Here is a 24,996-nt window from a genome sequence, read left to right as displayed (position 1 = left end):
ATTGAAATGATCCCATTGCCCTGTTTCTTGGCCTGGGGATAAACGATTCGCGTGTGCCGTCATGCTACCATTCGACGCAAGGTAACCAGCGATCCCCTTTCGTCCCATATGACATCGAACCCCGTCACGACTGTCCCGCGCCGGGTCGACGATCTTCTCGACCATCTGCCGGCCGGCGTCGTAGTTCATGACGCCCGCGGGCGCATCCTGAGCGCCAACCGGCTCGCTTGCCAGCTGCTGGGACACAGCGCCGAACGATTGCAAGGCATGGAAGCGAGCGCTGCCGCATGGGGCTTCGTCGGTTCCGATGGCGCACCAGTACCCGCCCGACAGTTCCCGGTCAACGTTGTCCTGCGCACGCGCTCCAGGGTGGCTGACGTGCTCGTCGGCGTACCGGCGGGCGCTGCGCCGGCCGTACGCTGGCTGATCTGCAACGCCTATCCTGAGTTCGACGCTGCAGGCCGCCTGCTGCAGGTGGTCGTGTGCTTTACCGACTGTACCGCACTCAAAGAGGCGCAGCAGCGCCTGCAGGACTCCGAAGAGCGGCTGCGCCTGGTCCTGCGCGGTTCGACCGATGCGCCGTGGGACTGGAACCTGGTTTCCGGAGAGATCTATTATTCCGATTGTTGGTGGCACATGCTCGGCTACCAGCCGGGCAGCTTGCCAGTATCGCCTGGTCTGTGGCTGGAGCTGGTGCACGCTGACGACCGGCCGGGCATCGAAGAATTCATGCGCGAGCTGATCGCGGGGCAGGTGGACAGCTACGGCATCGAATTTCGCCTGCGTCACCGCGACGGCCACGATGTGCCCGTGCTGTCGCGCGGCTTCGTTCTGCGCGGCGAGAACGGACGGGCCTTGCGTGTTTCCGGGACCAACACTGACCTGTCGGAACGCAAACTCGCCGAGCGCCGCATTCACGAACTGGCCTATTACGACTTCCTGACGGGTTTGCCCAACCGCCGCCTGCTCGCTGGCGAACTCGGCACTGCGCTGGCCCGCAGCAAGCGTTCGGGCCGTCCCGGGGCCGTCGTGTTCATGGACCTCGACAACTTCAAGCTTCTGAACGACACGCTGGGACATGACGCCGGCGACCGTCTGCTGTGCGAAGTGGCCGCGCGGCTGCGCAGCGCGACGCGCCACAGCGACGGACTAGCGCGGCTGGGAGGCGACGAGTTCGTGGTTGTTCTCGAGGAACTCGGGTGCGCCATGCCGGAAGCGGCAGTCGAGGCCGGCCACGTCGTGGAAAAACTTCGACTTGCCCTGGCCCAGCCTTATGCGCTGTCCGGGCGCCCGTGCACGAGCACGCCGAGCATGGGCGTCGTGCTGTTCGATGGCTGCACGGCCGACGTCGATACCCTGCTTAAACACGCTGATCTCGCCATGTACCAGGCCAAGCGTCAGGGGCGCAACCGCGTATGCTTTTTCGATCCTGACATGCAGGCGGCCGCCGAAGACCAGGCGGAACTCGAACGCAGCCTGCGCGAGGGATTGTTGCAGCGCCAGTTCGTCCTGTTTTGCCAGCCGCAGTTCGATAGCGAGGGCCGCCTGACTGGAGGCGAGATATTGCTGCGCTGGCGCCGCTCGGATGGTGCCCTGGTCGGGCCGAACGTCTTCATCGGCCTGGCCGAAGCCTCGGGTTTTATCTTGCCGCTCGGGCAGTACGTGCTCGAGGAAAGCTGCCGGGTCCTGGCGCGCTGGCAAGCCGACGCTAGCCTGGGCGCGCTCGACCTGGCCGTCAACGTGAGTGTGCGGCAGATGCGCGATCCGGCGTTCACCGCCCAGGTGGCGCAGGTGCTCGCCGCATCCGGGGCTCCGCCGGCCCGCCTGTGCCTGGAACTGACCGAGAGCGTGTTCGCCGACGGCGTCGACGACATCATCGGCCACATGCATGCGTTGCGCCGGCTCGGGCTGCATTTTTCGCTGGACGATTTCGGCACCGGCTACTCCTCGCTTGCCTACCTGCGGCGCTTCCCGGTGTCGACCCTCAAGATCGACCGCTCTTTCGTGCACGATGTCCATGTCGATCCCGACGCCGGCCCCATCGTGGAAGCCATCATCGCCCTGGCGCGCAAGCTCAAGCTCCAAACGATTGCGGAAGGCGTGGAGAACGAGGCGCAGCGCAGCTTCCTGATCGAAGCAGGCTGCACCGGCCTGCAGGGTTACCTGCTCGGCCGTCCGATGCCGATCGACGAATTCGAACGTCGCTACGGGAGCCAGGCGCAGGACCACGGCTGACGTGGGCGCCAGGCCGGCGCCGGCGCCGTGTCAGGCAATGCCAAAGCGCCGGATCAGCCAGGATTTGACGAGCAGCGTCAGCCCGCCATACGCAGCCAGGATCGCGGCCAGGCCCCCCCAGTAAGGAGCAGGCAGCGGAACCAGGCCGAGCAGCGGCGCGAGCGGCGACAGCGGCAGCCACAGCCCTGCGGCGCATACCAGCAGGCTCGCCGCCACCAGCAGCGCCGCCGGACGCGTGGCGCCGGCGCCCAGCATGCCGGTGCGGATGACGTAGACGATCAGGGTCTGCGACAGCAGCGACTCGACGAACCAGCCGCTCTGGAACAGCGCCACGTCCGCCCATGCGCCCAGGCCGAACCAGAGCAGGGCGAAGGTCGCATAGTCGAACAGCGAACTGAGCGGACCGAAGCACAGCACGTAGCGGCGCAGGCTGCCGATCTCCCAGCGGCGCGGCAGCGCCAGGTAGCCGGGGTCGACCCGGTCGGCGGTGAGCGCGGTCTGCGAGCAGTCGTACAGCAGGGTGTTGAGCAGCACCTGCAGCGGCGCCATCGGCAGGAAGGGCAGCAGCACGCCCGCGCCCAGCACGCTGAGCATGTTGCCGAAGTTCGAGCTCGCGCTCATGCGGATGTACTTCACGATATTGCCGAACACCGTGCGCCCGGCGAGCACGCCCTCGTCGACCGCGAGCAGGCTTTTCTGCAGCAGGATCAGGTCGGCCGATTCCCTGGCGATATCGGCGCCGGTGTCGACCGAGATGCCGACGTCCGCTGCGCGCAGGGCCGGGCCGTCGTTGATGCCGTCGCCGAGGAAGCCGACGACGCGGCCCTGGCCCTGGAGCGCCCGGATCACGCGCGTTTTCTGCTGCGGGGCCAGCTTGGCGAAGACGGTGGTGCGCGCCGCCGCCGCGCCCAGCGCGGTATCGTCGAGCCGATCGACGTCGGCGCCGAGCATGGTGGCGTGCGCGTCGATGCCGACCAGGCCGCAGACGTGCGCGCAGACGGCGGCATTGTCGCCGCTGAGCACCTTGACGGCCACCCCGCGCGCGGCCAGCGCGGCGATCGCGGGCGCCGCCGATTCCTTGGGCGGGTCGAAGAACGCGGTATAGCCGAGCAGGACCAGGCTGCGCTCCAACGCCGGATCGTTGAAACCGGTCTCGTCCGGCGCGAGCGGGCGCCAGGCGATCGCGATCACGCGCAAGCCCTGCGCGTTCAGGTGGTCGACGACGCCACCGAGCGTGGCGGCATGGCCGCTGCCGAAGCCGACCTGGTTGCCGTCGAGCTCGGCACTGGTGCAGGCGGCGGCGACTTCCTCGACCGCGCCCTTGCACACGAGCACCCGCCCGCCGTCGGGACGTTCCAGCACCACCGACATGCGCCGCCGTTCGAAGTCGAACGGGATCTCGCCGACCTTGCGCCAGTCGCGTTCGGCCGCAACGCGCGCATGCACGTCGCCATGGCGCAGCACCGCGGCGTCGAGCAGGTTGCGCAGCCCGGTCTGGTAGTAGCTGTTCAGGTATGCATGGTCGAGCACCCGGCTGGAATCCTTGCCGGCGATGTCGACGTGGCGCTCGAGCACGACCCGGTCCTGGGTCAGCGTGCCGGTCTTGTCGGCGCACAGGACGTCGATCGCGCCCAGGGTCTGCACCGCGCCCAGGCGCTTGACGATGATGCCGTGCGTCGCCAGCACCAGCGCGCCGCGCGCCAGGTTGACGGTGACGATCATCGGCAGCATTTCAGGCGCCAGGCCCACCGGCACGGCGCCGGCGAACAGCAGCGCTTGGTGGAAGTCGCCCTTGGTGATCCAGTTCAGCAGCAGCACCAGCGGCGCCATCACCAGCATGAAACGCAGCAGCAGGGCGACCACGCGGTCGATGCCGCGGTCGAAGTCGGTGCGCTCGCGCGCCTCGGCCAGGGCCGCGGCCAGTTGCCCGAAACGCGTGCGGGTGCCGGTCGCGAGCGCCAGCGCGCGTGCGCTGCCGCTGGTGACGTGGGTCCCCATGAAGCCGAGGTTGGCGAACTCCAGCTCCGGCGCCGCGGCCGCGGCCGCTACGGGCCGGGCATGCTTTTCGACCGGCAGCGCTTCTCCGGTCAGCGCCGACTGGTCGAGGAACAGGTCGACCGTCTCGAGAAAGCGCACGTCGGCCGGCACCAGGTCGCCGGCAGCCAGGACGACGATGTCGCCCGGCACCAGTTGTTCCAGGGGAATCGCCTGCGCGGCGCCGTTCGCGCCCGCGTCCACCCGGCGCCGGATCACCTGGACCTCGCTGCGCACCAGGGCGCGCAAGCCCTGCACCGCGCGCTGCGCGCGGTATTCCTGGACGAAGCCGAGCAGGCAGGACAGCACGACGATGGCGCCGATCACGGCGGCGCTGATGTGCTGGCCGGTGCCGAGGTCGAGTGCGGCGAGCGCCAGCAACAGCAGCGGGAGCGGACGGGCGAAACCCGCCAGCAGCAGGCTGAACGGACGAGGCGCTCGCTGGTCGGCGACCACGTTGCGGCCGTGGCGCAGCAGGCGCGCGGCCGCATCGTCCGGCGCGAGACCGGCCGCGCAGCTACCGAGCGCATCCACGGCCGCACCGGCATCCAGCGCTGCGATCGCCGCCAGGCCGGTGCGCGCGTGCTGCTCCCCGCCTTGCATCTGGCCCATGTCGGATCGGCCGCGCCTGGCCGGCTTGCGGACGATGCGCCGGCCGCGTTGTCGTCAAAAGCGCAGTGTCCGCGCAGACCTTGCATGGGTATTTGATCCATATCAAATACGAAGCGCGTGCATCGAAGGGGGTGTGCGTAAGCTAGTCGGGTGGCCGCCGCGGGCGGCGTCGAAGGGAGAGCGCCAGATGAGCATCCGTAACCTCGCCACGTTCTTCCGGCCCGATTCGGTCGCCTTGGTCGGGGCGTCGGCGCGCGCCGGCAGCGTCGGTGCAACCGTACTGGCCAACCTCGTCAGCGGCGGTTTTGAAGGGCCGGTCTGGCCGGTCAATCCGAAGTACCGCCAGTTGCTGGGCCTGACCGTCTTCTCCGACATCTCGCGCCTGCCGCGCGCACCGGCCCTCGCCGTGGTGTGCACGCCGGCGGCGACCGTGCCCGGCATCGTCGGCCAGCTCGGCGCGCTCGGCTGCCGCAGCGTCATCGTGCTCAGTGCCGGGCTCGATGCCGTGGGGGCCGATGGCGCCAGCCTGCGCCAGGCGATGCAGGATGCGGCGCGTCCGTGGCTATTGCGCATCCTTGGCCCGAATTGCGTCGGCCTGCTGGTGCCGGGCATCGGCCTGAACGCCAGCTTCGCGCCGGCGGCGGCCTTGCCCGGACGACTGGCCTTCGTGGCCCAGTCCGGGGCCATGGTGACCGCCGTGCTCGACTGGGCGCGCGAACGGGGCATCGGCTTTTCCTCGTTCGTGTCGCTGGGCGACGGCACCGACGTCGACCTCGGCGACCTGCTCGACTGGCTGGCCGGCGATCCCGGCACCGACGCCATCCTGGTGTATGCCGAAAGCATCCGCCAGGCGCGCAAGTTCATGTCGGCGGCGCGCGGGGCGGCGCGCGCCAGGCCGACCGTGATCGTCAAGGCGGGCCGGGCGCCGGAGGCGGCACGCGCCGCCTTCAGCCATACCGGCGCCCTGGCCGGCGCCGACCTGGTGGTCGATGCCGCGCTGCGCCGCGCCGGCATGCTGCGCGTGCATACCACGGCCGAACTGTTCGACGCCGTGGCGATGCTGGCGCACCGCTTGCGGCCGGGCGCGGGCCGGCTGGCGATCCTCACCAACGGCGGCGGCCCGGGCGTCATGGCGACCGATGCGCTGTTCGAGGCGCATGGCAGCCTGGCGTCGCTCGCTCCGGACACGCTGGCCCGGCTCGACGGCGGCCTGCCGCCGAACTGGCCGCGCGCCAATCCGGTGGACATCGTCGGCGACGCGCCGGCCGAGCGCTATCGCCATGCGCTGCAGGCGCTGCTGGCGGCGCCGGAGGCCGACGCCGTGCTGCTGATCCATGCGCCGACCGCGATCGTGTCCGCTGCCGCGGTCGCGCGCGTGTTGCTGCCGCTGTTGCGCGGTGCCGCCAAGCCGGTGCTGTGCTGCTGGCTCGGCGGCGCCAGCGTGGCCGAGGCGCGCCGGCTCTGCATCGACGCGGGGCTGCCGGTCTTCGATACGCCCGAGGAGGCGGTGCGTGCGCTGATGCAGCTGGTGGACTATGCGCGCAACCAGGCGCTGTTGATGCAGGTGCCGGCGGCCGAGCGGCTGGCGCCGCCCGACCGCGCCGCCGCGCGCGCCCAGGTGGCGCGGCTGATGGACGCGGGCTGCCTGGGCGTGGGCGAAGCCGGCGCCAAGGCGCTGCTGGCCAGCTATGGGATTGCCTCGGTGCCGACCGAGGTCGTCCCCGACGAGGTGGACGCGCTCGCGGCCGCCCAGCGCATCGGCTATCCGGTGGCGCTGAAGATCGTCTCGCCCGACGTCCCGCACAAGACCGAGGTCGGCGGCGTGGCGCTCGACCTTGGCGATGCGAAGGCCCTCGGCGAGGCGCTGGTGCAGATGCGCGCGCGGGTGCGCACGTTGCGCCCCGAAGCGCGCCTGTTCGGTTTTACGGTGCAGGCCATGGCGCGCCGCCCGCACGCCCTCGAGCTGATCGTCGGCATGTCGGTCGACCCGGTCTTCGGTCCGGTCATCCTGTTCGGGCAGGGTGGAATCGCGGTCGAAGCGCGCGCCGACCAGGCTGTCGGGCTGGCGCCGCTGAACCGGGTGCTGGCGCGCGACATGATCTCGCGCACCCGCGTCGCGCGCCTGCTGGCGGGCTTTCGCGACACCCCGCCGGCCGACCTCGACGCCGTGTGCGACGTGCTGGTGCGGGTCGGCCAGATGGCGGCCGACCTGCCCGAGCTGTGCGAACTCGACATCAATCCGCTGCTGGCCGACAGCACCGGCGTGCTGGCCCTCGACGCGCGCATGCGCCTGGCGCCTGCCGCCGGCGCCGACCCGCTGGCGCGCCTGGCGATCCTGCCTTATCCGGACAACCTCGAACGCCAGGTCGACACCCGTCTCGGCACGCTGACCCTGCGGCCGATCCGGCCCGACGATGCCCGCGCGCACCAGGCATTCTTCCGCGCGCTCACGCCGCACGACGTGCACCTGCGCATGTTCGGCAGCGCGCGCGAGCTGTCGGACGCCCAGCTGGCGCGCTTCACCCAGATCGACTACGCGCGCGAGATGGCGTTCATCCTGACGCGCCCTGCGACTGGCGGTTCGGAGACGCTCGGGGTGGTGCGCGTGGTTGCCGACCCGGACAACATCGGCGGCGAATTCGCGGTCGTGGTACGTTCCGACCTGCAGGGGCAGGGACTCGGCACGCTGTTGATGACGGCCCTGCTCGACTACTGCCGGTTCCGCGGGATGCACGTGCTCACCGGCGTCGCGCTCGCCGAGAACCTGGGCATGCACGCGCTGGCGCGCCACCATGGATTCGAGGTCGCCCCCGATGCCGATGGCACGGTCAGCCTGCGCCTGGTGCTCGCTCCCGCGGAGGCGGCTTGATGGACAGGCATATCCTGGTTGTCCAAAGCCATCCCGACTGCGGCACGCGGCACCTGTGCCATGCCCTGGCCCAGGCCTACGTGGACGGTGCGCGTGGCGCCGGGCATGCTGTCGAGACGGTAGAGCCGGCGCGGCTCGATTTTCCCTTGCTGCACAGCGCGCGGGATTGGCAGCAGGGGCCGTTGCCGGAGACACTGCTCCCTGCCCAGCAGGCGCTGGCACGCGCCTCGCACCTGGTGCTGGTCTATCCGCTGTGGCTGGGCGACATGCCGGCGCTGCTGAAGGGATTCCTCGAGCAGGTGGCACGGCCGGGCTTCGCGATCGCGGCCGGCAACCGCAATCCGTTCAGGGCCGGCCTGCTACGCGGGCGCAGCGCCCGCATCATCGTCACGATGGGGATGCCGGCGCCCCTGTACCGCTGGTTCTACCGGGCGCATAGCCTGAAGTCCTTGCAACGCAATCTGCTGGGGTTCACGGGGATTGGGCCGGTGCGCAGCACGCTGGTCGGCGGCGCCGGAGCACTGACGCCGCAGCTTGCCGAAGCCTGGTGCGCGCGCTTGCGCCGCCTCGGCGCCGGGAGCCGTTAAGGCGCCAGTACATAGAGGCCGGGGGCTGCCCCGAGCGATGCCGCGGTACGCGGCGGCGGCACTGGCGGGCCTGCGCGCCGCGCCAGCCATGCTGCCCAGGCCGGCCACCAGCTGCCCTCGATACATGGGGCGTCGCGCTGCCAGCGCTCTGGATCGACGTAGGGGGCGTCGGCGGCGCGGGTGGCCAGCTGGTAGTTGCGGCCGGGCTCGCCGGGGGGAGCGACCACGCCGGCATTGTGGCCGCCGGAGGTCAGCAGGAAGGTTGTTTCGGTGTCGCCAAGCAGGCCGATCTTGTAGACCGAGCGCCAGGGCGCCACGTGGTCGGTGCGGGTGCCGACCGCGAAGACCGGCGCGTGGATGTCGGTCAGTGCCACCGGCCGGCCGTCGACCAGGTAGCGCGCGCCGGCCAGGTCGTTGTCGAGGAACAGGCTGCGCAAGTATTCCGAATGCATCCGGTAGGGCATGCGCGTGGCGTCGGCATTCCAGGACATCAGGTCGGTCTGGCGGTCGGGCACGTCGAGCAGGTAGTGGCGCAGCTGGCGCGACCACACCAGGTCGTTCGAGCGCAGCAGCTGGAAGGCGCCGGCCATCTGGCGCGTGTCGAGGTAGCCCTGGCTCCACATCGACGCTTCGAGGAAACTGACTTCGCTGTGGTCGACGAACAGCGACAGCTCGCCCGGCTCGGTGAAGTCGACCTGGGCCGCCAGCAGGGTCAGGCTGGCCAGGCGGCGGTCGCGGTCGCGCGCCATGGCGGCCGCCGCGATCGCCAGCAGGGTACCTCCCAGGCAGTAGCCGCAGGCGTTGACCTGGGCGGCGCCCGTTTCGTCCTGGATGACGTCGAGCGCCGCCATGATGCCGAGCCGGCGGTAATCGTCGAGGCCGAGGTTGCGATCTTCGGCGCCGGGATTTTTCCATGAAATGACGTACACCGTGTGGCCCTGCCCGACCAGGTAGCGCACCAGCGAGTTATGGGGCGACAGGTCGAGGATATAGTATTTCATGATCCAGGCCGGCACGATCAGGAGCGGCACCGCGTGCACCTGGGGCGTGACCGCGTCGTAGCGCAGCAGTTCGCACAGGCGGTTGCGCATGACCACACGGCCCGGCGTGCGCGCCACTTCGTGCCCGGGGCGCAAACCGGGCAGCGGCGTATCTCCGCCGGCCGCGCGCCAGGCATCGCCGGCCGCACGCATGGCGCCCGACACCAGGTTCATGCCGCCGCGCTCGCAGGTGGCCTGCAGCACGACCGGGTTGGTCGGCACGAAATTCGACGGCGCCGCCGCATCGAGCAGCTGGCGCGCCACGAACGTGACGACGTCGGCATGGTGCGGCGCGACGCCGCGCACGCTGCGGGTGGCGCGGTGCCACCATTGCTGCTGCAGCAGGAAGCCCTGGCTCAGCAGGTTGAACGGCCAGCCTTGCCAGGCCGCGTCGGCGAAGCGCTTGTCCTGGGCCAGCGGCTCGACCGGGGCGGCCGGGCTGGCCAGCGCGGCGCCGGCGCAATACCGCCACCAGCGCGCGCTTGCCGCGGCGGCATGTATGGCGAGTTCGGCCTGCTTGGCAGGCGAGAGCAGCAGGTGCAGGCTCCAGTCGGCCCAGGCCAGCGCCAGGGCCGCCGGCGAAACATGGAAGGTGAACCGGCCGAGCCAGGCGTGCAGGACCAGGTCGAGCGTCGCGTGGGCGACGTGTTCTTCCGGGTAGTGATGGCGCGTACCCTGCCAGGCGCTGGCGTCGCGCGCACCGACGCCGGCTGAGTCGGGCGGACTCATGGCGCCCTCAATGGGCGAACAGGACCGGCAGCCGGGCCCGTTCGAGCAGGATGCGGGTGACCCCGCCCAGCACGATCTCGCGATAGCGGCTGTGGCCGAAGGCGCCGCAGACCAGCAGGCCGGCATCGCGGTCGTGGGCGATGCGCAGCAGCGCCTCGCCGGCCGGCCACTCGGTCCGCTCGACCACGACCTCGACCGGCACGCCGTGGCGGGCCAGGTACAAGGCCATGTCGGCCCCGGGCTCGTCGCCATGCAGCCCCGCTTCCCGATCCGGATTGACCAGCGCCAGGCAGACGTCGCCGGCACGGGCCAGCACGGGCAGCGCGCCGGCAATCGCCCGCAAGGCCGGCACGCTGCCGTCCCAACCGATGACGACGCGCTCGCCGATCGGGGCGTCCGTATAGGACTCGGGCACCGTCAGCACCGGCCGCGGCCCGTGCAGGGCCAGGTATTGCGGCAAGCCACGCGCGCTGCTGTCCTGGCCGACCACTAGCAGGTCGGCATAGCGCGACTGCAGCAGCAGGGCGAAGCGTTGGTCATCCTCGATCAGGCGTTCCTCGATGGATTGCGCGCCCAGCCGCTGCGCCGCCGCGGAAAAGTGCGCCAGGCTCGCGCCTGCGGCTGCGCGCAGGGATGCGAACTCGTCGAGCGGCATCAGTGCCATCTGGCCGCTCAGCATTGCATATCCGGCAAACGACATGCCGGTCACTGCGACGCCGACGAGGTGGGCGCCGTGCCCGTCCGCAAGGACGGTGGCGGCGCGCAGCCGGGCGGCGAACCCGGGGCCGTCGTCCACATGGATCACGATGGTCTTGTACATGGTTTGTCCTTTCTCGCGCATGCACGCTCAGGGAACGATGGCGACCTTGAGCACGCCGTCGCGCTGGTTGGCAAACAATTCGTAGGCGTCCTCGATCTGCTCCAGGCGGAAGCGGTGGGTCACCAGGGGCCGCAGGTCGAGCCGGTTCGATGCGACCACGTTCATCAGCCGCCGCATGCGTTCCTTGCCGCCGGGACACAGCGTGGTCACGATATGGTGGTCGCCCAGGCCGGCCGCAAACGCGTCGACCGGCAGGCTCAGCTTGCCGGAATAGACGCCGAGGCTCGACAGCGTACCGCCGGGACGCAGGCAGCGCAGGCAACTCTCGAAGGTCTGCTGGGTGCCGAGCGCCTCGATCGCGACATCGGCGCCACGGCCTTCGGTCAGGCGCAGGATTTCCTCGACCGGGTCGCGCGCGCTGTAGTCGACGACCTCGTCGGCGCCCAGGCGGCGCGCCATGGCGAGTCGTTCCGGCACCCTGTCGACCGCGATGATGCGCGTGGCCCCGCGCAGGCGCGCGCCGGCGGTGGCGCACAGGCCGATCGGCCCCTGGGCGAACACGGCGACGGTGTCGCCGAGGCGGATACCGCCGTTCTCGGCGCCGCCGAATCCGGTGCTCATGATGTCCGGGCACATCAGCACCTGCTCGTCGCTCAGTTCGTCGGGGATGGGCGCCAGGTTGGCCATCGCGAACGGCACCCGCACGTACTCGGCCTGGCAGCCGTCGATGGTATTGCCGAAGCGCCAGCCGCCGATGGCGTGGCCGCCGCACTGGGCCTGGCGGCCGTCCAGGCAGGAGAAGCACTGGCCGCAGGGGCTGATGGCGCCGGCGACGACGCGCTGGCCCACGGTATAGCCGGTGACGCCGGCACCCAGTTCGGCAATCGTCCCGACCGGTTCGTGCCCGACCGTCAAGCCGTCGGCGACCGGGTATTCGCCTTTCAGGATGTGGACGTCGGTACCGCAGATGGTGGTCATGGTGATTTTCACGACCGCCTCGCCGGGACCGGCGCGCGGAACCGGCTTACGGCCGAGTACGATGCGCCCGGGACCGGTAAACACAGCTGCGTTCATGTTCGGCATGGTGATCTCCTTGTCAGCGCGCCATCAGCACGGGAAGCGCGGCGTCGCGCAGTACGGTCCTGCTGGCGCCGCCGAGCAGGAGTTCCTGGAAGCGCGTATGTCCGAAGCAGCCCATGACGACCAGGTCGCATGCTTCTTCGGATGCCAGCGCGAGGATGGCACGGCCGGTGTCATGCCCCGGGTCACGCAGCACGTGCCGGGCGCGCACCGCATGCCGGCCGAGAAAGGCCAGCGCGTCGTCCAAGTCGTCCGCGTTCACCGATGCGTTCGGAAAAGACGGCGTAAGCACCGCCACGCCGACGTGGGTCGCGCGCTGCAGCAACGGAATGGCCGCAGCCATCGCCACCGCAGCTTCGCGGCTGCCGTTCCAGCAGACAAGCACGCGCCGCGGGCAGGCGAATGAAATGGGCGCGGCCGGAACCGTCGGCACGACCAGCACCGGCCGCGCCGCGTTGACGGCGACATACTCTGGCATGGGCGACGCGCTCGGCAGATAGCCCAGGCTCTCGTTCGGGTCATCCTGGCTGACCACCACCAGGTCGGCGAAACGCGCCAGCAATGCCAGCCCCTCCGGCGCCTGGTCGCTCACCAGGCGCGCTTCGTGCGAGACCCCGCGCCGGCTGGCGATCGCCGTAAAGCTGGCGAGCGCGCGCCGCGCGGTGTGTACGAGCGGCTCGACGTAGCCGGCCAGCAGCGTGCCCGGACGGGCGTCGCAGCCGTCCGGGAATACGACGCGCGAAACGCCCGTCATCGCCGCGCCGACGAGATGCGCGCCATGTTCGGCGCAGATGGCGGCGGCCAGGGCAATGCGTGCCGGCGCATGGCGCGACAGGTCGGCATGCACGAGGACGGTCTTGAATCGCATGTATCTTCAACCCGCCGTATGCTGCGACGGGACGACCAGGACGGGAATCGTACTGTGCGTCAGCACGGCCGTCGTCTGGCTGCCGGGGGCGCGGATGCCGGCGCTGCGCCTGCCATGCGCGCCCATGACGATGAGGTCGCAATGCAGTTCGCGCGCCGTTGCGAGAATGGCCTCGCTGGGCGCATCGGCATGCCTTCTCAGAACGTCGGCGGCGACCCCGGCCTGGGCGGCGCGGCGCTCGACATAGCCGAGGCACTCGGCGGCTTCGGCGTCGCTCGCCGGAACGGTGACGACGCCCGTGCCCTCGCTCATCAGCAATGGCAGGGAGCTCACGTGCAGGCCGACGATCCGGGCGCCGCTGCCATGCGCGAAACCGATTGCGGCATCGATTGCGGCTATTGCCCCAGGCGTGCCGTCGGTCGGAACAAGTATTCGCCTGGCCATAGGCGTCTCCTGGAGGACGTGCTGTATTGATGTGATGCATCGCACCGAGGTGTCGGCGAACGACGCTACCGAACCAAGTTTGCCGTTCTCGTCACCGATTACCATGATCTGGATCAAATTCGCCACACCGATTGAAGAAACCCTGCGCGGGACGCTGGGCACGAATGATGAACTGTGTTTAGCGTGCAGTGGACTACCTTCAATGGGCCATCAACACTGGAACGGTCATCGCCGCCAGGATCGTGCGGGTGACGCCACCGAGCAGCAGTTCGCGCAGGCGGGTGCGGCCATACGCGCCCATGACCAGCAAGTCCGCACCCTGGTCGGCCGCCAGCGACAGCAGCGGCTCGCCGCCCACGAGGGCGGGGGATTCGGCGACCAGCGTCGCGTCGACCTCATTGCGCTTCAGCCATGACAGCAGGTCCGGGTCGGTCGCCGGCTCGTCGGCGGGACGGAAAGCGGCGACCGCGACGTGCTCGGCCAGCCGCAGGAATGGCAGTGCGGCGCTGACGGCACGGACCGCCTCGGCGCTGCCGTTCCACGCAACCAGGATGCGCTTGCCGGTCGCGGCCTCGCGCTGGATGAAAGGCACGACGAGCACCGGACGGGGGCAGGCGAGCAGCACATGCGCGGCCAGGTCGCCGCCCGGCTGCGGCGTCGGCGCATCCGGTTCGCGCTGGCCAAGGACCAGGAGGTCGGCATAGCGTCCGCACAGCGCCAGGCCGGCCCCGGCCTCGTCGTCCACCAGGCGCCGCTCGTGCGAGCGCACGCCTGCTGCGCCGGCAATCTGGTGGAACGCGTCGAGCGCCTGTTCGGCGCGTTCGAACAGGGCGTCCATATGCGGCGCGAGCACGGTACGCGCGAGGTCGGCGGCGCCTTCGCGGTAGTAGTAGCGCGACACCCCGGTCAGGGCGATGCCGACCAGGTGGGCGTCGTGGCGCAGCGCCAGTTGCGCCGCCAGCGCAATGCGGGTGGCGGCGTGGACGGACTGGTCGACGTGGACCAGGATGGTCTTGCAGTTCATTCTTGCCTCCTTGGGAACGATGTCGCCGCCGGTGCCGCGGCCCTCGCGCGCCGGGCCAGTTTCAGCAGGTCGAAGGGCAGGGCGGCGGCCAGGCCCAGGCAGACGGCCGCCAGCACCTGTTGTGGAGAAAGCGGGGCGAAGCGGAACAGTCCGGCCAGCGGTTCCACGTAAAGTACTGCCGCGAGGGCGGCCAGCGCCGCGCCTGCGACCAGCCAGGCGATCCGGTTGGGCAGCCGCAGCGCCTCGAACAGGGTCAGCGTCTGCGAGCGGTTGCCGAAAATCAGGCCGACATTCGCCGTCACCAGCACCGCGAACGCGAAGGCGCGCGCTGCGGCCGGCGCCAGCGCGCCCAGCGCCCAGGCATAGGCGGCGATCACGGTGGCGAGGACCGCCAGGCCCTGGCCAAGCGCCAGCAGCAGCGCCCGGCGGTCGATCAGGGGCGCGTCGCGCCGTCGTGGCGGACGGCGCATCAGGTCCGGCTCCTCGGCCTCGTTCTCAAAAGCCAACGCGCAGGCCGGGTCGATCACGAGCTCGAGGAACACGATGTGGACCGGGCCCAGCACGATCGGCCAGCCCAGCATCAGCGGCAGCAGGGCCAGTCCCGCCGTCGGAACGTGGACGGCGACGATATAGACCATCGCTTTGCGCATGTTGGCGTAGATGTGGCGCCCCACCCGCACAGCACGCACGATCGAAGCGAAATGATCGTCAGTCAGCACCAGGTCGGCTGCTTCGCGCGCGACGTCGGTGCCGCGCCGGCCCATGGCGATGCCGACGTGGGCAGCCTGCAGTGCGGGCGCATCGTTGACGCCGTCGCCGGTCATGGCGACGATCGCACCGCCACGTTGCAACGCGCGCACGATCCGCAGCTTCTGTTCGGGCGCGACGCGGGCGCAGATATCGGCCTGTGCAAGGCTGCGCTCCAGCGCGGCGTCGTCCATGGCCGCCAGGCGGGCGCCGGTCAAGGGCTCGGCTCCGCCCAGGCCGGCCTGGCGCCCGATGTTGAGCGCGGTGGCAGGATAGTCGCCCGTGATCATCATGACGCGCATGCCCGCGGCGCGGCACTCCGCCACCGCGTCTGCCACGCCGGCGCGCAGCGGATCGGCGAAGCCGACCAGCCCGAGCGGCACAAAATCGAAATCGTGCACGGCGTCCGGCCAACGGGAGGCGTTGTGCCCCGCGCGCGCCACGGCCAGCACGCGCAGCCCGCGCACCGCCATGGCGTCGGCCGCGGCCAGCAAGGGCGCGGCCATGGCGGGCGGCAGGTGGCACAGGTCGGCGATCGCCTCGGGCGCGCCCTTGGCCGCCACCATCGCGTCGCTGCCGGCGCCGGCCTGCCAGCCGTGCGCCACCGCGCGCATCCCGGCGCTCATGCCGTATTCGCGGGCAAGGGTCCAGTCAGAGCGATCGCTTCCGTCCGGGTCCGGGAACGCGGCGCCGAAGCGGTGCAGGGCCTGGTCCATGGGTTCGAAGCCGTCCGCCCGGCTGGCCAGCATGCCGGCGTCGAGCAGGGCGGCAAGCGCGTCCGGCAAGGCCTGAACTGGAGACCCGTCCGCCTGCCATGCGACACCGCCCGCGTACAGCGCCGCAACGCTCATCCTGTTTTCCGTCAGTGTACCGGTCTTGTCGACGCAGAGAATGGTCGTGGCGCCGAGCGTTTCAATGGCCGCCAAGTCGCGCGTCAGGACATTCGCGCGGGCCAGTCGTGAGGCGCCGAGGGCGGGAAACAGCGCGAGGACGACGGCGAATTCCTCGGGCAGCATGGCCAGCGCCAATGCCAGGCCGGCCAGCAGTGCCTGCAGCAGGGCGCCGCCCTGGGCCAGGTGGTAACCGACCAGCAGCAGGCTTAGGGCGCCACCGCCGAGCCCGAAGCGCGCGATCACGGATGCCATCTGGCGCTGCAGGGGCGACCGTTCCGGCACCAGGGCGGCCAGCGACTGGCCGATGCGGCCGATCGCGCTCGCGGCGCCGGTGGCGGTCACCAGGACCAGGCCGTGGCCGCGCACCAGCAGCGTCCCCGAAAACAGGGCAGCAGGGTCGTCGGCGCCGGGACTTGCCGGCTGTTCCTGGCCGGACTGTTTCGGGCTCTTCGGCACCGGCGCCGATTCGCCCGTCAGCAGCGACTCGTCGGCCTGCACGTCCTGGCCGGCGACCAGCATGCCGTCGGCCGGCACACGGTCGCCTTCGCCGACCGCGCACAGGTCGCCCACCACCACCTCCCGGCTGTCGACGTTCAGTTGGCGGCCGTCGCGGATCACCCGCGCGCGCGGCGTGCCGAGGTCGCGCAGCGCAGCGAGGGCGCGCTCGGCCTTGCCTTCCTCGTAGAGTGTCATTCCGAGGGTCGCGACGACGAGCGAGAACATCAGGATGCCTTCGTGCGGCTCGCCCAGCAGCAGGTAGAGCAGCCCGGCCGCGAACAGCAACACGAACATCGGTTCGCGCGCCGCCTGCCACGCGATGGTGCGCCAGCCGCGTTCCCGGCCTGAAGAAAGCGCATTCGGGCCGTCGCGCGCGAGCCGCTGTGCCGCCTCGCCGGCGCCGAGTCCAGCGGGCGTGTTGGTGCCATGCGCGACCGGCTCCCGGTATTTCATCCGCCGGACGCCCGCATGGCCTCGGGGACATCCTGGCCGAGTCGTCCTCGCGCATGGGCGATGTGCGGCCGGTAGACCATGACCGGCACCGGTGCATAAGCCAGGACACGTTGCGTCACGCTGCCGGCGATCAGCCGGTTCAGGCCACGGCGTCCGTGGGATGCGATGAAGATCAGGTCGCAATGCCGGCGCTTGGCCACTTCGATGATTTCGTCGGCCGGCGAATAGCCATAGGCGGTCAGCGTGGTGCAAGCGACACCGGCAACCCGGGCGGCCTCGGCCACTCGTTCGACGTGGTGTTGCGCCTGCTCGAGCAGGACATCGACGCCCATCGCGGTGCCGGACGCCACGGCGCCTTCGGCCGACAACAGCACCGGCTCGGGATAGGCGACGGATAACGCGACGATTTCGCCGCCACAGGCCCGCGCAAACGAAATCGCTGCGGTGGCGGCTACCGTAGCCAGCTCGGATCCGTCCGTCGGCACGAGAATCCGTTGATACATGGCCGTCTCCCGGTGGGAATGATCATGCGCGGCGAATACGCGCAATGCCAGATTGGCGCATTTAATCAAAATTTTGTTTGATATAAATCAAATACGCACGAGCGACAGAATTGGCTGCCGCTCGCGCCTGGACGAACCAGTCCGCCGGCGCCACGTACGGCTCATTGGAACCGACAGCACGCAGGCGGATCAAACGCGAGACAACCAGCGGAAGGAGGCGTGCGATGACGAGGACGGCGATCGTAACCGGCGGCACCCGTGGCATCGGCAAGGCAATCGCGCTGACCCTGCGCGACCGGGGCTGTCGGGTGGCAGCAAGCTGGCATGGCGACGAGGATGCGGCGCGGCGCATGCAGCGCGAAGACGGCGTGCCGGTGTTTCGCTGGGACGTCAGCGATTTCGAGGCCTGCCGCGCCGGCGTCGCCGAGGTCGAGGAAGTGCTTGGACCGGTCGATATCCTGGTCAACAACGCCGGTATTACATCCGATGCAATGCTGCACAAGATGCGCGAAGACCAGTGGTTCTCGGTCATCCACACCAACCTGGGATCGATGTTCAACATGACGCGGCAGGTGATTGGCGGCATGCGCGAGCGGCGCTTCGGCCGCATTGTCGGTATCGGTTCGGTCAACGGGCGCAAGGGGCAGGCCGGACAATCCAACTATGCCGCCGCCAAGTCCGGCCTGCTCGGCTTCACCAAGGCGCTGGCGCTGGAAAACGCTGCTCACGGCATCACGGTCAATGCGGTCGCACCCGGGTACTGCGATACCGCAATGCTGGCGGCGCTGCGGCCCGAGGTGCTGGCGAGCATCATTGCTGCGATTCCGGTAGGCCGCCTCGGCACGCCAGCCGAGATCGCACGCACCGTTGCGTTTCTGGTGGACGACGACGCCGGCTTCATCACCGGGGCCACGTTCGACGTCAACGGCGGCCAGTACCTGGCCTAGTTGCGTTGCGCTGCCGTGCACGAACTGCGCGGCAAACCAACGAGCAGGGTGGGGACGTCATGCGCGTCATAACCATGCGAACCGCGCGTGTCGCTGGTGTTTGCCAGAGGCCCTGCGCAATCCGGTTCGTTGGCTAGATTTGATATAGATCAAGGCTATCGCAAGTGAAAATCTTCATCTTGATAGTGACGTCAAGGACAGGCTCTGTACCGGTGGGGACAAGCGGTGAGGCAGATGCGCGACCTCGGCAGGTAGCGAGATTCGCCTGCATGACCGGCACGACTGGACACCGCTCGACTGCGTGTTCCTTGCGGCCTTGATGTCGCGCGCCCGTATCACGGCCGCGACCGGACCAACGTCATTGCATTTCGAGGAGCCGCCATGTTCAAACGCATTCTGCTGCCTACCGACGGATCCCCGGCTTCGCAGCGCGCGGTGCTGGCCGGGGTCGCCTTTGCCAGGGAGACGGGGGCCGAGGTAATTGGCCTGACGGTCGTCCCGCCGTTCCACATGCTCAGCGCCAACCCCGAGATGCTCGAGTCGACGCCCGCCGAATACGAACAGCACGCCCACGAGCAGGCCGGGAGCATCCTCGCCGGAGTCGAACAGGCGGCGCGCGAGGCGCAGGTGCCGTACCGGCTCGAGCGGGCAAGCGGAGACAGTCCCTGGGAGACGATCATCGCGACCGCGCGCAATGCCGGCTGCGACCTGATCCTCATGGCGTCGCACGGCCGCAAGGGCATCAAGGGACTGCTGCTGGGCAGCGAAACCCAGAAGGTACTCGTGCACAGCGCGATACCGGTGCTGGTGTACCGCTGAAAAACAGGCCGCAGCCCGACCTGGCTGCCACGGGACGATCGCAGTCGTCGCCTACGGTTACAGCGTCGTCGCGACGGTGGCGCCGGCCTGTTGCCGGAGACGTTCGCCATGTCCGCACCGGGGTGTACGACGAAGTCCGCTACTTGCCGGGCGCGGCCGCTTGCCTGCGTCCGCCGAGCGCGGTCCTGAGGGCATCTGCTCCCGGGTCGGGCACGGCACCGCCGATCGCCTGCTGCAGCGGGACGTGGTTCCCATAATGGGCTTGCATCAGTTCCTGGTTATAGCGGATATCGCTGACCGCGAGCGTGGCCGCGTTGCCGATCAGGCCCTGGCCGCCAGGCCAGGCGACCGCGTCCGCGGCAAGCGAACCTGCCGCCGCCACACTGTAGTCGACCACGGCAAATCCGGCGTCGGCGCCCAGGGCGATGTTGTTCCGCTTGCGAAAGCCGTCGACCGCTTTCTGGTTCATGAGAAGCAGGGCGATTGGCCCGCCTTCAGCCCCGGCCTGCAGTCCGAGGCCGATTGCGCCCATGGTAAAAAAGGCGGGGTTGCCCCAGTAGCCGTCTGCGCGCCGGACCATCAACACGCCCGAGCCGCCGGCGGCGGCGACCCCAAGCGCTGCGCGGCCATCAGCCGGAACGATATACACCCCGCGCGCCTGGTGGAGCAGGCCGGCAATGACCGGAAGGGAAGCCATGGTGCGTGCGACGCGGGTGGCGTCTGCCAGGCGTCGCTGCGCGGCATCCGCGTCGCGGGCGCGGAACTCACCTTCGATCCCGACCGCGAAGGGCAGGCTGCGGCCTGCAGTCTGCGCATTCGCGCCAGCCATCGCGCCCGGGAACAGCAAGAATGCGGCGGCACGGTACGGTACGCAGCCTCGGGCAGGGTATGCGCGGGCCACAGGCAGGGAATTGGCGTACATGATCCCATCGTCCGTATGCCTATTCACAAAGGCAGCGCCGGCTTTGTCGTCTGATACCTCCATGCATCACATGGATGCCATGTTCATTCGACAAGCCGCGCCACGTTTAGTGCCTGCGGAAGCGGCTTTCCTGAATTCCTGAAGGGGAGCGGGTCAGGGACCCAGCGAAGAGTTACCGAAGCCGGGCCAGGTGTTCCGCGATACCCGAGTCGATGCATGCCGAGAGGGTGACGATGGTCGTTAAACAATCCAGGGTGGACGGGCACTTGACCATGCTTCCATGCCACTCGGTGGGGGTGAGACCAGGCCGCCGTCCAGCAAGCGGCCGGGGAGTTGCGTGGCCCAACGCATCTCCCTAACGCGCTGCAACGCGATACACCTGAACAGCTCGAAAATCCCACCCAATCATCAACTCGACATTACGCATTATATTGTCGATTTGTATGCTTGACTGGCCCTGTGCTTCGCGGGAGGAGGCGCCCCACCGGCCGCCATCTAATCGTTTTCCGTTTCAGTCTCAGCCCGGACAAAACGCGCGCCTCCATGGCGCATATGCGGCGACCGGATCTGGAAACCGCCTGTTTGCCCGCTACGGCCGCTCTCGAAACACAAGACGCCGTCTCCATAAGTAAAGCAATCGGGACGGCCATCGATCTGACGGACCCTGGCTGGTCTGAAGCGGCGGCCCAGCTGTTCCACGAACAGCTGGCCTTTGTTCACGACAACTTTCATCTCGGACCAGCCTGTTTGACCTCCCGGACCGTCCGAAGCGTCACCATCGACATAGCCCGCGAAGGCATGGTTACCTCCATAGCGCTCCTGATCCACTTCGCTCAGAAAAGCCGCTGGAGGAACCGGCCGCGTGGTCTTCACGCCAACGGAATCGTTCGCGTGGTTGACAACGACGCCGCTGACCTTGCCGCCTGTGCGCTGGAAGCTGAAATAAACGAGGTATTCCGGCACGACGAACTCGTCCGGGCCGACCACCTCGATCTTCAAGAACGCATCGTCGTGAAACCGTTCGTACAACTGCCCGTCGTGCACGACGATCGTCAGCGCCAAACTATGCGGAAATTCGTAGATGCCGGCATAGTCGTCCAGACTGGCAGCAGCGGGCGCCGGCGTGCTCGTGTCCTTGCCAGTCTCCCTGGCGGGAACCTGCGCCGCGCTTGCAGCGACGGGCGGCTTATTAGCCGGTTGAGCCTGTGCGACGCACGGCGTCGCGGCCAGCGCGCAGATAATCGGGACACCATGCAGGATGCGCGATGGACGCACGTGCGCTCCCTCTGCAAATAAGAAAGATTATATCGACGAGGTCGACGGGAAAATGCACGCAATGTTTCGAACCGGAGGTAAAACACGCAACATGGCGAGGTAAACCGTGTGGGAGGCTGGTGAGCTTCAGGAGAGGAAAAGTTCAGGCGGGGGACTGCTTCTGCGGATATGGACCCGGTAACGAATAGCGCATTTGACATAATATAGATTATGCGAAGTTTTTTGCAGCTGCAGTTGATGTCGAATTGCGGGCCGCAGTTCCGCTTCCAGCTCTCGACATCAACAATGAAGTTTCGGACCACGACCTTGACGTCGTGCGCCTGGCGCACGCGCGAATGATGGCGGCGCGATCACTTCGCTTGCCGTTTCTCCGCGCCTGCATGCGGCACCGGCTGGTCCGACTTTTCCTCGAACGCATGCCAAGTTTGCAGCGTTCATTCCGGTTCCCGGTTGAGCATAACGACACCGGCGCCGGTGACGACCGCGCCGGATGGAAACCGCTGTCGTCGCGGATGCGGCGCCTGCACGGCATCTGGCAACGTCTGGGCACCCGGATGCGCGCGGCTTGGCGGATCGGCATCGCGCAGGCGTTTGGGTACGGTTTGGGTACGCACGGCGCAAGGCGCATCGGGTGCCCGATGCCGTATTCGTTGTTGTGCCGGCACAGGCGCCCTGGATGTGAGCAAAGCAAGCGCTGTGGGCCAAGGGCTTGACATCGGCGTCGCCACAGCGCCCCAGGCCGCCCGGATGCCGCCATCGGCCGGCAAAAGTCGGACACCGGCGCTGGCGGCATGTTCGTCCTCGAAGCGGTGCTTGTGGCAGACAAGCGCCCTGCTCCGCTAAGCGCCCGGATGCAGCACCACCTTGGTCCAGCCGGGGTCGCGCACGTCGAAGTGCTGGTACGCGTCCGGCGCCTCGTCCAGTGTCAGTTCATGCGACACGATGAACGAGGGTTTGGCGCGGCCCGCGTAAATCAGGTCGCGCAATTGCCGGTTGTAGGCCTTGACCGGGCACTGGCCGGTGCCGACGCGCTGGCCCTTGAACCAGAGCATGCCCCAGTCGAGCGCGAGCTTGCCTTCTTTCTCGAGCACATCCGGGCCGTTCGGGTCTTCAGGGACGAACACGCCGACCACCCCGATCCCGCCGGTGAACTTGACGGAATTGACCAGGTTGTTCATCGTGAGGTTGGGAACCTCTTGCCGGTGATGATTGTGGTCGTGGCACTGGTAGCCGACGCATTCGCAGCCCGCGTCCGCGCCCAGCCCATGGGTCAGGTCCATGACCCGCTGCACCGGGTCCTCTTTCGCGTAATCGATCGCGGTCGCGCCGATCGACTCGGCCAGCTTGAGCCGGTCGGCATGGCAGTCGACCACCATCACACTGCAGGCGCCCTTGATCATCGCCGAGTGCGCAGCCATCAGGCCCACCGGCCCGGCGCCGTAAATGACCACCGCGTCCCCGGGCTTCATGCCGGCCAGTTCGGTCGCATGCCAGCCGGTCGGGAAGATGTCGGCACACATCACGTAGTCGGTCTGGCGCTCCTCGGCATCCGGCGGCAACTTCAGGCAAATGAAGTCGGCCCAGGGTACGCGCAGGAATTCGGCCTGGCCGCCCTGCCAGGGCCCATGTCGGCAAAACCAAACGCGCCGCCGGCCATGCCCGGCTCGTTCGCCTTCAGGCAGTAGTTGGTCAGGCCGCGTTCGCAGTTCTTGCAGTGGCCGCAGCTGACGTTGAAGGGCATGCAGACCCAGTCCCCGGGCTTGAGCCGTTCGACCGCCGGCCCGACCTCCACGACCACGCCCAGATTCTCGTGGCCGAATACCCGGCCCTGCTCGAAATCGGTCCGGCCCTCGTACATGTGCAGATCGGAACCGCAGATGTTGGTGCTGGTGATTTTGACGATGGCGTCTGTCGGACGTTCGATCTTCGGCTCCGGCAAGTCTTCGACAGCCACCTGGTTTGGTCCTCGATAGACAACAGCTTTCATGATCTGCTCCTGGTGATCCGCCAGGACAAAGGCGGCCCAATGACAGGACACGGCACCGCGTCCCGGCTTTGTTGGTAAAACCCGCAGGCGATCTCCGCGGGAACATGCATCCGTCGCGGAACCTGCCGTCCACCGAAGGACCATCTCACCATGTTAGGCGCTGCCCCTGCGAATGGCAACCGGGACCCTGCCTGTCTTCCCTGCCAATGCCGGGGGAATTTTTTTACCCTTTTGGCCGCAGCCGGGAACAGGCGCGCGGGCTGGCGGTCTATTCATCTTTCAAGCGTCCTGCCGTCGCCAGCCCGTTGCCGAGGGCTAAGGCCCTGGAACGCCGTCACCCATCAGAAAGGAAGGGCCATGCGAATCACACCGATCTTTGTCGCACTCGCCTTTGCTGGCGCCTGCTTGTCGTCCGGGATGGCGCCGGCACAAACCCGTACGGCACAGGCGGCACCTGAGGTCCACCCCGAGCACCGCCGGCTCGATACGGCGCTGCAGCAGGCGGCCCAGTTCGAACACCAGGTCACCGGCGTGACCGTCAGCGAACGGGGCCGTATCTTCGTCAACTTCCCGCGCTGGACCGAAGACGCGCCCGTCTCGGTGGCCGAAGTCATGCCGGACGGAAGCGTGCGGCCGTATCCCGACGAACAATGGAACGCCTGGCGCAACGTGCGGCGCGACGAACTCGATCCGGCGGCGCACTGGGTCTGCGTGCAGAGCGTGGTGGCCGACGGCCGCGGCAGCGTCTGGGTGGTCGATCCCGCCGCCCCCGCCGTGGACGGCATCGTGCCCGGCGGTCCGAAGCTGGTGCGCATCGATCTCGCCACCGACCGCGTGGCCCAGGTGATCCGCTTCGGCCAGGATGTCGCGATTCCCGGTTCCTACCTGAACGACGTGCGCTTCTCGCGCGACGGCAGACATGCCTACCTGACCGACTCCGGACAACGCGGCGCGCTGGTCGTGGTCGAGCTGGCCAGCGGCAAGGCGCGGCGGGTGCTGGATGGCCATCCGTCGACCCAGCTCGAAAAGGGCGTGGTGGTGCGTACCGACGGCCGGCCGCTGCGCTACCCCGACGGACGCCCGGTGCTGTTCGCCGCCGACAGCATCGCCCTGTCGTCCGACGGCGCCTGGCTGTACTGGAAAGCGCTCACCGGCACGACCCTGTACCGCATCCGGACGGCGGCGCTCAGGGGCCGCGGCCTGGCCGGAGCGGATCTCTCTTCCGAGGTCCAGCCCTACGGCAAGGTCGGGCCCACGGACGGCTTCTGGATCGACCGCCGCGCGCATACCGGCGGCGACATCCTGTACGTCACGTCCATCGAGGACAACGCCATCAAGGCGCGCAACCTGTCGCAGGGTCCGGCCGGCGCGCTGCGCACGGTGCTGCAGGATCCGCGCCTGCGCTGGCCCGACACCTTCAGCCAGGGACCGGACGGCAGCCTGTACATGACCACCTCGCGCATCCAGGATTCGGCCTTCTTCAACCGCGACGCGCCATTGGCGCTGCCGACCCAGCTCTGGCGCCTCGGCCGCCGCCGGGACTGACATTCGGACTGAAACCGCCGAGCGCGCTTCGCGGCCTGCATTCGCATCAGCGTCGCCAACCACAG

Annotated in this window: 17 protein-coding genes and 1 pseudogene; 6 read left to right on the top strand and 12 right to left on the bottom strand. The window is 68.7% G+C overall.

Features of this window, described 5'->3' with window-relative positions; translation table 11 throughout:
* The first annotated feature begins 108 nt into the window (after positions 1–108).
* Positions 109–2,235: a putative bifunctional diguanylate cyclase/phosphodiesterase gene (locus tag AC56LG_RS17560; protein ID WP_497167351.1), complete on the top strand. Its 2,127-nt coding sequence runs from the start codon at positions 109–111 to the stop codon at positions 2,233–2,235.
* Positions 2,236–2,265: 30 nt separating this feature from the next.
* Here the strand turns inward: AC56LG_RS17560 and mgtA are convergent, their stop codons facing one another.
* A complete protein-coding gene (gene mgtA, locus AC56LG_RS17555; RefSeq protein WP_497167350.1) occupies positions 2,266–4,881 on the bottom strand; it encodes a magnesium-translocating P-type ATPase in 2,616 nt (871 codons plus the stop codon).
* A gap of 187 nt (positions 4,882–5,068) precedes the next feature.
* Here mgtA and AC56LG_RS17550 point away from each other — a divergent pair, with 187 nt between their 5' ends.
* Positions 5,069–7,750: a bifunctional acetate--CoA ligase family protein/GNAT family N-acetyltransferase gene (locus AC56LG_RS17550; protein ID WP_497167349.1), complete on the top strand. Its 2,682-nt coding sequence runs from the start codon at positions 5,069–5,071 to the stop codon at positions 7,748–7,750.
* On the top strand, positions 7,750–8,337 hold the full coding sequence (locus AC56LG_RS17545) for an NAD(P)H-dependent oxidoreductase (protein ID WP_497167348.1): 588 nt from the start codon (positions 7,750–7,752) through the stop codon (positions 8,335–8,337). Before AC56LG_RS17550 ends, AC56LG_RS17545 begins: the two co-directional genes overlap by 1 nt.
* On the opposite strand, the gene AC56LG_RS17540 is transcribed toward AC56LG_RS17545, so the two are convergent.
* From AC56LG_RS17540 to AC56LG_RS17505, 8 genes are all read right to left on the bottom strand, one after another.
* Complete coding sequence (locus tag AC56LG_RS17540; protein WP_497167347.1) at positions 8,334–10,106, bottom strand: PHA/PHB synthase family protein; 1,773 nt, start codon at positions 10,104–10,106, stop codon at positions 8,334–8,336. The two genes, AC56LG_RS17545 and AC56LG_RS17540, sit on opposite strands and share 4 nt — an antisense overlap.
* Positions 10,107–10,113: 7 nt before the next feature.
* Positions 10,114–10,926 (bottom strand): universal stress protein, encoded by an 813-nt coding sequence (locus AC56LG_RS17535; protein ID WP_497167346.1) that lies wholly within the window; start codon positions 10,924–10,926, stop codon positions 10,114–10,116.
* A 27-nt stretch (positions 10,927–10,953) separates the two neighbouring features.
* Complete coding sequence (locus tag AC56LG_RS17530; protein WP_497167345.1) at positions 10,954–12,009, bottom strand: NAD(P)-dependent alcohol dehydrogenase; 1,056 nt, start codon at positions 12,007–12,009, stop codon at positions 10,954–10,956.
* A gap of 13 nt (positions 12,010–12,022) precedes the next feature.
* Entirely contained in the window at positions 12,023–12,874 is an 852-nt protein-coding gene (locus AC56LG_RS17525; RefSeq protein ID WP_497167344.1) for a universal stress protein, read from the bottom strand.
* Between the two features lie 6 nt (positions 12,875–12,880).
* Complete coding sequence (locus AC56LG_RS17520; RefSeq protein ID WP_497167343.1) at positions 12,881–13,435, bottom strand: universal stress protein; 555 nt, start codon at positions 13,433–13,435, stop codon at positions 12,881–12,883.
* Between the two features lie 82 nt (positions 13,436–13,517).
* Entirely contained in the window at positions 13,518–14,342 is an 825-nt protein-coding gene (locus AC56LG_RS17515; RefSeq protein WP_497167342.1) for a universal stress protein, read from the bottom strand.
* The gene (locus AC56LG_RS17510; RefSeq protein WP_497167341.1) at positions 14,339–16,933 is read right to left on the bottom strand and encodes a cation-translocating P-type ATPase; all 2,595 of its coding nucleotides are present in this window, start codon (positions 16,931–16,933) and stop codon (positions 14,339–14,341) included. Before AC56LG_RS17510 ends, AC56LG_RS17515 begins: the two co-directional genes overlap by 4 nt.
* Positions 16,930–17,436, bottom strand: a complete 507-nt coding sequence (locus tag AC56LG_RS17505) for a universal stress protein (RefSeq protein ID WP_497167340.1) — start codon at positions 17,434–17,436, stop codon at positions 16,930–16,932. The genes AC56LG_RS17510 and AC56LG_RS17505 overlap by 4 nt, the downstream gene beginning before the upstream one ends.
* 224 nt (positions 17,437–17,660) lie before the next feature.
* On the opposite strand from AC56LG_RS17505, the gene phbB reads away from it, so the two are divergent.
* Together phbB and AC56LG_RS17495 are read left to right on the top strand one after the other, a co-directional pair.
* Positions 17,661–18,383: an acetoacetyl-CoA reductase gene (gene phbB / locus AC56LG_RS17500; protein ID WP_497167339.1), complete on the top strand. Its 723-nt coding sequence runs from the start codon at positions 17,661–17,663 to the stop codon at positions 18,381–18,383.
* A gap of 381 nt (positions 18,384–18,764) precedes the next feature.
* Positions 18,765–19,202, top strand: coding sequence for a universal stress protein (locus AC56LG_RS17495; RefSeq protein WP_497167338.1), 438 nt, complete (start codon positions 18,765–18,767; stop codon positions 19,200–19,202).
* 139 nt (positions 19,203–19,341) lie between these two features.
* Here AC56LG_RS17495 and AC56LG_RS17490 read toward each other — a convergent pair whose 3' ends face one another.
* The 3 genes and pseudogenes from AC56LG_RS17490 to AC56LG_RS17480 form a co-directional block, all read right to left on the bottom strand.
* Positions 19,342–20,124: a lipid-binding SYLF domain-containing protein gene (locus AC56LG_RS17490; protein ID WP_497167337.1), complete on the bottom strand. Its 783-nt coding sequence runs from the start codon at positions 20,122–20,124 to the stop codon at positions 19,342–19,344.
* 495 nt (positions 20,125–20,619) lie between these two features.
* A complete protein-coding gene (locus tag AC56LG_RS17485) occupies positions 20,620–21,399 on the bottom strand; it encodes a hypothetical protein (protein ID WP_497167336.1) in 780 nt (259 codons plus the stop codon).
* A gap of 839 nt (positions 21,400–22,238) precedes the next feature.
* Positions 22,239–23,386: pseudogene (locus AC56LG_RS17480) on the bottom strand (glutathione-independent formaldehyde dehydrogenase).
* A 357-nt stretch (positions 23,387–23,743) separates the two neighbouring features.
* Here AC56LG_RS17480 and AC56LG_RS17475 point away from each other — a divergent pair.
* The gene (locus AC56LG_RS17475; RefSeq protein WP_497167335.1) at positions 23,744–24,931 is read left to right on the top strand and encodes an L-dopachrome tautomerase-related protein; all 1,188 of its coding nucleotides are present in this window, start codon (positions 23,744–23,746) and stop codon (positions 24,929–24,931) included.
* Positions 24,932–24,996: the final 65 nt, after the last annotated feature.

Source organism: Telluria sp. ZB2R32, from assembly GCF_059685715.1.
Note: the sequence above shows the minus strand (reverse complement) of the source record. Positions and strands in the feature narration are given on the sequence as shown.

Coding starts and splice junctions, on each gene's coding strand:
- AC56LG_RS17540 (WP_497167347.1), bottom strand. CDS start 10,106: ATGAGTCCGCCCGACTCAGCCGGCGTCGGTGCGCGCGACGCCAGCGCC.
- mgtA (WP_497167350.1), bottom strand. CDS start 4,881: ATGGGCCAGATGCAAGGCGGGGAGCAGCACGCGCGCACCGGCCTGGCG.
- AC56LG_RS17490 (WP_497167337.1), bottom strand. CDS start 20,124: ATGTACGCCAATTCCCTGCCTGTGGCCCGCGCATACCCTGCCCGAGGC.
- AC56LG_RS17505 (WP_497167340.1), bottom strand. CDS start 17,436: ATGTATCAACGGATTCTCGTGCCGACGGACGGATCCGAGCTGGCTACG.
- AC56LG_RS17545 (WP_497167348.1), top strand. CDS start 7,750: ATGGACAGGCATATCCTGGTTGTCCAAAGCCATCCCGACTGCGGCACG.
- AC56LG_RS17515 (WP_497167342.1), bottom strand. CDS start 14,342: ATGAACTGCAAGACCATCCTGGTCCACGTCGACCAGTCCGTCCACGCC.
- AC56LG_RS17475 (WP_497167335.1), top strand. CDS start 23,744: ATGCGAATCACACCGATCTTTGTCGCACTCGCCTTTGCTGGCGCCTGC.
- AC56LG_RS17510 (WP_497167341.1), bottom strand. CDS start 16,933: ATGAAATACCGGGAGCCGGTCGCGCATGGCACCAACACGCCCGCTGGA.
- AC56LG_RS17530 (WP_497167345.1), bottom strand. CDS start 12,009: ATGCCGAACATGAACGCAGCTGTGTTTACCGGTCCCGGGCGCATCGTA.
- phbB (WP_497167339.1), top strand. CDS start 17,661: ATGACGAGGACGGCGATCGTAACCGGCGGCACCCGTGGCATCGGCAAG.
- AC56LG_RS17560 (WP_497167351.1), top strand. CDS start 109: ATGACATCGAACCCCGTCACGACTGTCCCGCGCCGGGTCGACGATCTT.
- AC56LG_RS17550 (WP_497167349.1), top strand. CDS start 5,069: ATGAGCATCCGTAACCTCGCCACGTTCTTCCGGCCCGATTCGGTCGCC.
- AC56LG_RS17535 (WP_497167346.1), bottom strand. CDS start 10,926: ATGTACAAGACCATCGTGATCCATGTGGACGACGGCCCCGGGTTCGCC.
- AC56LG_RS17495 (WP_497167338.1), top strand. CDS start 18,765: ATGTTCAAACGCATTCTGCTGCCTACCGACGGATCCCCGGCTTCGCAG.
- AC56LG_RS17525 (WP_497167344.1), bottom strand. CDS start 12,874: ATGCGATTCAAGACCGTCCTCGTGCATGCCGACCTGTCGCGCCATGCG.